At 61.7% G+C, this 1349-nt stretch carries 1 protein-coding gene and 2 pseudogenes; all 3 read left to right on the forward strand.

Annotation, left to right across the window (positions count from 1 at the left end; all coding sequences use genetic code 11):
- A pseudogene (locus EN949_RS35310) lies at positions 1–365 on the forward strand (alpha-hydroxy-acid oxidizing protein); the annotation flags it as partial.
- 86 nt (positions 366–451) lie between these two features.
- Positions 452–683, forward strand: a pseudogene (locus tag EN949_RS36995) (IS5/IS1182 family transposase); the annotation flags it as partial.
- 393 nt (positions 684–1076) lie between these two features.
- The coding region (locus EN949_RS36305) for a hypothetical protein (RefSeq protein WP_206535012.1) at positions 1077–1349 on the forward strand (273 nt) is incomplete at its 3' end.

Consider the following 1349-nt stretch of genomic DNA (forward strand, 5'->3'; position numbering starts at 1 on the left):
GTGGAGGGCGAGCGCGCCCGCAATGCCGCCGACCGTGCAGTGGCGATGTCATTCGCCGATTGGGGGATTCCACCCTGACCAGCGTGCAGGCGGTGCGTCGGGCGCTGCCAACGGTGAAGCTGATCGCGTCGGGCGGGATCCGCGATGGCGTCGACGTGGCCAAGGCCATCCGCCTGGGCGCGGACATCGCCGGGCAGGCGGCCAGCGTGCTGGGCGCGGCGACAGTGTCCACCGGGGCCGTTGTCGCGCATTTCGAGATCGTCATCCGCCAGTTGGCCGTCGCCTGCTTCTGCACGGGCTCGGCTGATCTGGCGGCGTTGCGTCAGGCGCGCTTGTTGCCCTCGTCGCATTTGTCCGCCGGTTGATGTCGGCGTCGTCCGCACGCTAACAGCAGGCTGCTGAAATACCTACGCCAAAGACAGACTATTGATCCCCCTGGCGAGACGGCTCGATTGACGGGAGCGATGTGTTCATGGAGCAGCTGTTCACGATGAAGCGGTTGGAAGATTTCGTTCCAGCCGGTCATCCTGGTGCCCGCACCGGCTGATGATCAATGGAGCGCTGGTGCGGCTAGACGGCATCCTTTCCGGCATGTACGCCTGCAGTGCCAAAGGCGGTCGCCCCAGCGTTGCGCCGGAGAAATTGCTGCGGGCCGTGTGTTGCAGGTGTTCTACAGCGTCCGTCGGAATTGATGCAGCAGGTGCTGCTGTGGCAAGGCCAAGACCCGGGAATGCCGTCAGCTTTGATCAGGCGCTTCGGGCCGTCGGAAACGCGCGAAGAGTCCGGCTTTCGAAAAAGGCCGAACGCCTCAGATAAAGCCAGAACTCCTTGGGTCACCATCAAACCAATTTGACGCCCCGGGACAATTTCGTCCGGCATTGTCCGGTGTGCGACGATGTTGGGGATGCGACATAGGCGGATTGCCGTGTATTTAAACCGCTTTTCCTTTGGCACGCATATTGCGCCCTATCGGTAAACCTCGTCATGGGCCGGCGGCAATCGCTCGGAGATTGTCGAAATAGCACAATGATTTCTGCCGGGGTGACATCCGGCCCGACTAGAGCAGGACCTTTCAGATGATGCAGAAAAGCAAGCGGCCATACTCGCGGGGAAATAGTCGCGTCAGGGCTGCATGGACGCTCTTTCCTGGTTGTTTCGGCGGCGGACGCCAACTCTTCAATCGGCACCCGAACCAGTGCCTGGATGTCCAAGGAGCGCCCCTGTTGCGCGTGCCTGGCTGCACCCGCGTGCTGGCTCTCCTCCAAGGCGACGCTTCGGCGCTGCTGCAGACCGGCGACGAGAACCCAACTTCAAAATTAGCATTCCGAAAACCGAAAGAAGTGAACAGG

It is taken from the genome of Mesorhizobium sp. M7A.F.Ca.US.007.01.2.1, assembly GCF_003998165.1.
Taxonomy (GTDB): domain Bacteria; phylum Pseudomonadota; class Alphaproteobacteria; order Rhizobiales; family Rhizobiaceae; genus Mesorhizobium; species Mesorhizobium ciceri.